This is a genomic window from Nocardioides sp. (assembly GCF_031422975.1).
In the GTDB taxonomy this organism is placed as follows: Bacteria; Actinomycetota; Actinomycetes; order Propionibacteriales; family Nocardioidaceae; genus Nocardioides.
Map to the genome: position 1 here is coordinate 1 of NZ_JANPEO010000090.1, position 7386 is coordinate 7386.

9 protein-coding genes and 1 pseudogene are annotated in these 7386 nt (G+C 69.8%); 8 read left to right on the top strand and 2 right to left on the bottom strand.

The annotated features are described in order from the left end of the window. The 3 genes and pseudogenes from RMO85_RS02990 to RMO85_RS03000 all read left to right on the top strand — a co-directional run. Positions 1–189 (top strand): annotated as a pseudogene (locus RMO85_RS02990) (threonine synthase); the annotation flags it as partial. 9 nt (positions 190–198) lie between these two features. Beyond that, positions 199–477 carry a MoaD/ThiS family protein gene (locus tag RMO85_RS02995; RefSeq protein ID WP_310526378.1) on the top strand — a complete coding sequence of 93 codons (279 nt, stop codon included), beginning with the start codon at positions 199–201 and terminating at the stop codon, positions 475–477. A gap of 36 nt (positions 478–513) precedes the next feature. After that, entirely contained in the window at positions 514–969 is a 456-nt protein-coding gene (locus tag RMO85_RS03000; RefSeq protein WP_310526379.1) for a DUF6174 domain-containing protein, read from the top strand. On the opposite strand, the gene RMO85_RS03005 is transcribed toward RMO85_RS03000, so the two are convergent. Together RMO85_RS03005 and RMO85_RS03010 are read right to left on the bottom strand one after the other, a co-directional pair. Further along, entirely contained in the window at positions 970–1443 is a 474-nt protein-coding gene (locus RMO85_RS03005) for a GDYXXLXY domain-containing protein (RefSeq protein ID WP_310526380.1), read from the bottom strand. Further along, a complete protein-coding gene (locus RMO85_RS03010; protein WP_310526381.1) occupies positions 1440–2636 on the bottom strand; it encodes a DUF2157 domain-containing protein in 1197 nt (398 codons plus the stop codon). Before RMO85_RS03010 ends, RMO85_RS03005 begins: the two co-directional genes overlap by 4 nt. Positions 2637–2760: 124 nt before the next feature. Between RMO85_RS03010 and RMO85_RS03015 the strand changes: the two genes are divergently transcribed. The 5 genes from RMO85_RS03015 to groL form a co-directional block, all read left to right on the top strand. Continuing rightward, the gene (locus RMO85_RS03015) at positions 2761–3591 is read left to right on the top strand and encodes an SGNH/GDSL hydrolase family protein (protein ID WP_310526382.1); all 831 of its coding nucleotides are present in this window, start codon (positions 2761–2763) and stop codon (positions 3589–3591) included. 46 nt (positions 3592–3637) lie between these two features. Continuing rightward, positions 3638–4243: a LysE/ArgO family amino acid transporter gene (locus RMO85_RS03020; protein WP_310526383.1), complete on the top strand. Its 606-nt coding sequence runs from the start codon at positions 3638–3640 to the stop codon at positions 4241–4243. Positions 4244–4268: 25 nt separating this feature from the next. Beyond that, positions 4269–5108 (top strand): hypothetical protein, encoded by an 840-nt coding sequence (locus tag RMO85_RS03025; protein WP_310526384.1) that lies wholly within the window; start codon positions 4269–4271, stop codon positions 5106–5108. Then, the gene (locus RMO85_RS03030) at positions 5105–5971 is read left to right on the top strand and encodes a hypothetical protein (RefSeq protein ID WP_310526385.1); all 867 of its coding nucleotides are present in this window, start codon (positions 5105–5107) and stop codon (positions 5969–5971) included. Before RMO85_RS03025 ends, RMO85_RS03030 begins: the two co-directional genes overlap by 4 nt. 229 nt (positions 5972–6200) lie before the next feature. After that, positions 6201–7386: chaperonin GroEL (gene groL, locus RMO85_RS03035; protein WP_310526386.1), on the top strand; the 1186-nt coding region annotated here is incomplete at its 3' end.

The window sequence follows — 7386 nt, forward strand, 5'->3', positions numbered from 1 at the left end:
GCCGGTGGCACCACCGTGGGCGTCCTGAAGAAGCTCGTCGACACAGGTCAGCTCGACACCTCACTGGAGACGGTGGTCATCAACACCGGCCACGGCCTCAAGACGCTCGACGCGGTCTCCGACCGGGTCAGCGCGGCGGCCACCATCGAGCCGACCTACTCCGCCTTCACCGCCGCCAATCTCGTCTAGGAGACATCCATGAGCGTCTCGGTCCGTATCCCGACCATCCTGCGCACCTACACCAACGGTGAGTCCGAGGTGAGCGCCAGCGGCGACACCCTCGCCGCCGTGCTCGACGACCTCGACGCCAACTTCACCGGCATCAAGGGTCGGGTCCTCGACGAGGCGGGCAACCTGCGCCGCTTCGTCAACGTCTACGTCGGCAACGAGGATGTGCGTTTCCTGGACAACCTCGACACCGCGACGCCGGACGGCATCCAGATCTCGGTGATCCCCGCGGTCGCGGGCGGCGCCTGAGGCAACCGCTCGTCGCAGGTGCACGTCCAACCGAGCATGACTCCCAAGACGACCGTGACGCGTGCCCTGTTGCCGACCCTCGCGCTCCTGCTGCTGATGCCGACTGCGGCGTACGCCCAAGACGTCTTCGAGCCCGTGCCCACGGACGATCCGACGCTGCTCGCGGCCTGGCAGGCGTGGGACGACAAGGGCATCGACGACTACACCACCACCGTGAGGCTGACCTGCTTCTGCCCGCCCGAGCCGCGGGTGCGCACGGTCGTCCGCAACGGCGAAGTGCGCAAGGTGCTGCAGGGCGGACGCCGGCTCGGGCTCGGTCGCGGCTACTCGATGGACGACCTGTACCTGATGATCCGCGAGGCCCACGCGACCGCTGACCGGGTCGAGGTGACCTACACGCCGCGCGGAGTCCCGAAGTCGATCACCATCGACCCGGAGGAGCTCGCCCTCGACGAGGAGAGCTACTACGCGGTCAGCCTGGTCCGTTCCTGATCACGACGCAGCGCGTACGTCGATGAGGGCGGCGTGGCCCCGACCGTCGATCCTCACCTCGGCGACCGCGCCGTCACGCAGCACGTCCTGCATCGCGGCAGCGTCGTCCTGCGGCAGGAAGAGGCTCTCGATCCCGCAGTCGACCTGGAAGCTCCGGTCGTGGCACGCGAGGTAGGGCTGGTCGCCCGAGGGGCGCTCGCGCAGGAAGTCGTCGGCGACCATGAAGCCGTCGTCCTCGACGAGCGTGATGTAGAGCGGGCCGCTGTCGTCGCCGTCGGGCTGCTGGTCCCGCTGGAGATCGGGGTAGTCCAACATGACGTAGGCACCGCGGAACGGGTCGATCGGATCCAGGGGTGCGACCCGCAGCTGGTAGGTGTCGCCGGTGAGGCGCGCGGAGAGCTGGGGGGCGACGGCCACGGCGACGAGTCCCGCCTGGACGGCCACCACGGCCGCGAGGGTGATGAGCCTGTTCATCGTGCTGCTCCTTCCTGGTCGGCGTCCGTGAGTGAGGCGGCGATGCCCCGCCTGGCCCGGTCGAAGAGGAAGCCGGTGGCGACGAAGATCAGGCCGAGGACGATGAACAGCCACGCTCCCTGCACGATCGCAGCGAACACCGCGAAGCTCTGGAACGTCGTGAAGATGACGAGCCCGACCATGGCGATCACGGTCAGCACCGGGTTGTCGCGCAGGGTGCCGAGGGCGACCAGGGCGACCGCGAGAGCGACGAAGGCGACCACCCCGGCGGCGGCGTGCGCCCAGTCCGCGAGGTCGACGTGCGCGGTGTCGGTGCCGGTGTCCCACAGGACCATCAGGCCCGCGACACCGAGCACGCCGATGGCGACGAGCGGTTCGAGGCGAGCCCGACCGCGAGCGATCACCACCGCGAGGCCGGCGGCCACGCCCGCCAGGACCAGCGCGATGAGCAGCCACCTGTTCCACTCGAACCCGTCGGTGGTCGTGTAGGGCACGGCGGCGACGAACAGGCTGATCATGGCGAGCAGGGCTCCGACCGAGCGCCAGACCTGGCCGAACCGGGTCAGTCCGCGGTCGTGGATCACGGCCAGGGAGATGGCGGCGACCCCCGACGTACCGAACCCGACGACCGCGCCGGAGACGCTGCCGTTGTCCCACAGGGGCTGCCAGATCCACCACACGACGCCGGTGGCGACGCCGACGACCAGGGGCATCAGCGCCCGGAAGCCGTAGGCGTGAGCGAGCGCACCAGCGGCCCAGAGCCCGATCAGGGCGGGGGAGTAGGCGGGCACCTGCATGGACTGCGCGGCCTGGAAGATCACCGCGCCGAGGGCCAGCGCCGCCATCAGCCGCAGCGAGCCGCGTACGGCGCCCGTGACCCGCGACAGCTCCGCGGCCGCGATCAGCGCCAGCCAGATGGCGGCGACGGCGACGAAGCGCAGCAGCGGCGGGAGCTGGTCGAGGTTGGCAGCCACCAGCCAGATCAGGCCCACCCCCACGAAGGCGGCCCCCAGGAGGAGCAGGATGCGACCGAGCGAGAAGCGGCGGTGCCGGTCGCCGACCTCGAGGTAGCGGGCGGTGATGGCCTGCGCCGTCCCCGCATCGACGATGCCCTCCGCCTGCCAGTCGGCGAGCTCGCGGCGCAGCCAGCGGTAGTGATCGCTGCTGACCGGGCGTTGTTCGATGGTGTCCATGGACTCATGGTGGACCCGATGCGAGCTTCGCGCGTGAGTACGCGCCACCAGGGCGCCTGACCCGTTCGGCCCACGGCCACCTCGATGTGGCACTGCGTTGGTCCGGATGTGGTTGAACCACCCCATGAGGACCAGGGCGCTCGTGCGGTGGGGGATCGGCGCCGGAGCGCTGGGAGCGGTCGCCGGTGGTGCGGCGTACACGACCAAGGAGCTGCTGACCCGGCAGGCGGCCATCGCGCGGAGCCGGATCGGCGACCCGCTCGGTCACGTCGCCCCCAGCGCGGACAGGACCTACAAGAAGAGGTACGGCGAAGCGCTCGACCTGGTGCTGCTCGGCGACTCGATCGCCGCCGGTCTCGGGGCGGACCATCCCAAGCACACGCTGGGCGGGGGGCTGGCCAGGCGCGTCGCGAAGCGGACCGGGCGCTCGGTGCGGCTGCGGACGGCCGCGGTCGTGGGTTCGGAGTCGAGCGTGCTGGCGAGCCAGATCGAGGGGCTGCCGTCGGCGTACCGCCCCCACGTCGCCGTCATCGTCGTCGGTGGCAACGACGTCACGCACCGGATCCCGACATCCGACTCGATCCGGCACCTGACCGAGGCGATCACCGCACTCCAGGGGCTCGGGGCACAGGTGGTGGTCGGCACGTGCCCCGACCTGGGGGCGCTGCGACCGGTGCCCCAGCCGTTGCGCGCACTGGGCTCGCGAGCCTCGCGCCAGTTGGCCGAGGCGCAGCGCGAGGCGGCCCTGAGCCACGGCGCGCGGGCGGTGTCGCTGGCGCATGTGGTGGGGCCGTTCTTCATCACCAACCCCGACGAGATGTTCAGCCTCGACCGGTTCCACCCGAGCACGCACGGCTACAAGCGCACGGCCAGGGCGATGCTGCCCTCGGTGCTGGCGGCGCTGGGGTATGCCGAGGACGTGCCGTTCGGCCACCACGCCCCGACGGCGTTGTAGCGCCCGGTGTCGCCCGGCGGTGCGCCGTGACCACTAGCGTGTCGCCGTGCTCACCACCCTGCTCGCCGGTCTCGGCACCGGCGTGTCGCTGATCGTCGCCATCGGCGCGCAGAACGCGTTCGTGCTCCGCCAGGGCATCCGCCGCGAGCACGTCGGCCCGGTCGCGCTGCTGTGCTCGCTCGCCGATGCCCTCCTGATCGGGGCCGGCGTCCTCGGGATCGGCACGCTCGTCGAGCGCGCACCCGTCGTGCTCGACGTGGTCAGGTGGGGCGGGGTGGCCTTCCTGCTCTGCTATGCCGTGCTCGCGCTGCGTCGCGCCGTCCACCCCGATGCACTCCGCGTCGGAGAGTCGGGGACAGGGGCGTCGCTCAGGGCCGCGCTGACCACCGCGGCCGCCCTGACGTTCCTCAACCCGCACGTGTATCTCGACACCGTCCTGCTGCTCGGCTCGATCGCCAACCAGCACGGCGACGACGGCCGCTGGGTGTTCGCGGTGGGTGCCGCCCTGGGCAGCTTCGCCTGGTTCTTCGGGCTGGGTTACGGCGCCCGCATGCTCGCGCCGCTCTTCGCGAAGCCGACGGCGTGGCGGGTGCTCGACGTGCTGATCGGCGTCGTGATGATCCTGATCGCCTCGAGCCTGGCGCTGGGCTGACGCCGCGCGGGGCTAGGGTTCCGGCGTGACTCTCGTCCGCTCCGCCGCCTCCGTCGTACGCCGCGCGGCTGGCCGACTCCGGCCGGGGGCCGAGCCCCTGGCTGTGCCCGCCGCTCCGGCTCTCGACCCGAAGGTGGAGCGGCGCCAACGGCTGATGTCGCTCGACCTGACCGAGCTGGCGGTGGAGTTCGGCACCGACAAGTGGGGCGTCCACCGCTACACCCCGCACTACCAGCGCCACCTCGAGCACCTGCGCGGCGAGAAGTTCGTGCTGCTCGAGATCGGCATCGGCGGCTACACCCGCAAGCGGCGCAGCGGCGCCTCGTTGAAGATGTGGCGGTGGTTCTTCCCGAGGGCTCGCATCATCGGCCTCGACATCGAGGACAAGTCGTTCCTCGACGGTGGCCACATCGCGACCTACCTCGGCGACCAGACCGACCCCGGGATCCTGCAGCGCATCATCGACGAGGAGGGTGCGCCGCTGGTCGTGATCGACGACGGCAGCCACATCCCCGAACACGTGCGGGCGAGCTTCGCCATCCTGTTCCCGCTTCTTCCCGACGGCGCGATCTACTGCATCGAGGACATCCAGACCTCCTACTGGCCGGCGTGGGGCGGTGCCGTCGACCCCCGGGCGAGCGGCACGTCGATGGACCTGGTCAAGGACCTGATCGACGGTCTGAACCACGAGGAGTTCCTCGTCGAGGGCTACCAGGCCAGCTACCTCGACAAGCATGTGAAAGCCGTGCACTGCTACCACAACCTCGTGGTCATCGAGAAGGGCGACAACGTCGAGGGCAGCAACCGCGACACGGCGGCGCACACCTTCCACGGCAGCAACGACAACCCGGCGGACTCGTCGTGACCGTCCTGCTGGCCACCTTCGCCGGCATGCCGGAGGGCGAGCCCGGCTGCGAGGCGCTCAACCGGGCGCTGACCGCCCGCGGCATCGACTTCGACTGGGCGGTGTGGGACGACCCGTCGGTCGACTGGGCCGCAGCCTCGCTCGTCGCGATCCGCGCGACGTGGGACTACGCCGTGCGGGCCGACGAGTTCCTGGCCTGGACGCGCTCGCTCGACCAGTCGCGACTGCTCAACGGTGCCGACGTCTTCCAGTGGAACCACGACAAGGCCTACCTCACCGATCTGGAACCGCTGCCGACGGTGCCCACCCGACTCGCGGCCAGTCATGCCGGGTTCGCCCGCGCGATCACCGAGTTCGGCACCTGCGTCATCAAGCCGCGCGTCAGTGCCGGTGGGGCCGGACTGATCATCGTGACCGACCCCCTCGACAGCCGGCTCGGCCAGACCCTGCGCAGCCATCCGACGTACCCACCCGTCGGCGGCCCCTGGATCGCGCAACCGCTCGTGGAGTCGGTGCGCACCCGCGGCGAGGTGTCGGTGTTCGTGCTCGCCGGGCGCGTGATCTCCCAGGTCGACAAGCTGCCCGTCGGCGACGAGGTCCGGGTGCACGAGGAGTTCGGCGGCGCAACGCGACCGGTGCCGATCGACCCGTCGATCGCGACCGTGGCCCTGACTGCCAACGAGTGGCTGACCCAGCGCTTCGGGCGCGAGCTCGACTACGTCCGCGTGGACCTCCTGCACTACGACGACGTGTGGGTCGTCTCCGAGCTCGAGCTCATCGAGCCGGGGCTCTATCTCGACGTGCTGCCCGCCAACGCCGGGCCCTTCGCCGACCTGATCGCGGCTCGTCTCTGCTCCTCCTGAGCCCTCTTGCGATCGATCTCGCCGCGGCCCAGTTGTTTGCACTCTCCGGGGTCGAGTGCTAAACATGAGGCTGGCACTCTCAGCATGAGAGTGACAACACGGCCAAGGTGACGCTGAGGTTGTCGGCGCCGACGGGAAGGGTCCGTCGGAGGCTGGGGATCGTCCGTCGCGGGCAGCCCACCCGGCGCCGTACACAGACTCGACTCATGACGAAGGAAGCTCACGAGTTATGGCAAAGTTGATTGCTTTCAATGAGGAAGCCCGCCGCGGCCTCGAGCGGGGAATGAACATTCTCGCCGACGCCGTGAAGGTGACCCTCGGCCCCAAGGGCCGCAATGTCGTCCTGGAGAAGAAGTGGGGCGCCCCCACGATCACCAACGACGGTGTCTCGATCGCCAAGGAGATCGAGCTCGAGGACCCCTACGAGAAGATCGGCGCCGAGCTGGTCAAGGAGGTCGCGAAGAAGACCGACGACGTCGCCGGAGACGGCACGACGACGGCCACCGTCCTCGCCCAGGCCATGGTGCGCGAAGGTCTGCGCAACGTCGCCGCGGGTGCCAACCCGATGGGCCTCAAGCGCGGGATCGAGGCCGCTGTCGCGGCCCTGTCCGAGCAGCTGCTCTCCATGGCCAAGGAGGTGGAGACGCGCGAGCAGATCGCGGCCACCGCCACCATCTCCGCCGGTGGCGACACCACCGTCGGTGACGCCATCGCCGAGGCGATGGACAAGGTCGGCAAGGAAGGTGTCATCACGGTCGAGGAGTCGAACACGTTCGGCATCGACCTCGAGCTGACCGAGGGCATGCGCTTCGACAAGGGCTACATCTCGGCCTACTTCGCCACCGACCTCGAGCGGATGGAAGCGGTCCTGGAGGACCCCTACATCCTGATCGCCAACTCCAAGGTCTCCACGGTCAAGGACCTCCTGCCGCTGCTGGAGAAGGTCATGCAGTCCGGCAAGCCCCTGCTGATCATCGCCGAGGACGTCGACGGCGAAGCGCTGTCGACCCTGGTCGTCAACAAGATCAAGGGCACCTTCAAGTCGGTCGCCGTCAAGGCTCCCGGCTTCGGTGACCGCCGCAAGGCCATGCTGCAGGACATCGCCATCCTCACGGGCGGCCAGGTCATCTCCGAGGAGGTCGGCCTCAAGCTCGAGTCCGCTGGCATCGAGCTCCTGGGCCAGGCCCGTAAGGTCGTCATCACCAAGGACGAGACCACCATCGTCGAGGGCGCTGGCGACCAGGGCCAGATCGAGGGCCGGGTCAACCAGATCCGCGCCGAGATCGAGAAGTCCGACTCCGACTACGACCGCGAGAAGCTGCAGGAGCGCCTGGCCAAGCTGGCCGGCGGCGTTGCGGTCATCAAGGTCGGCGCGGCCACCGAGGTCGAGCTCAAGGAGCGCAAGCACCGCATCG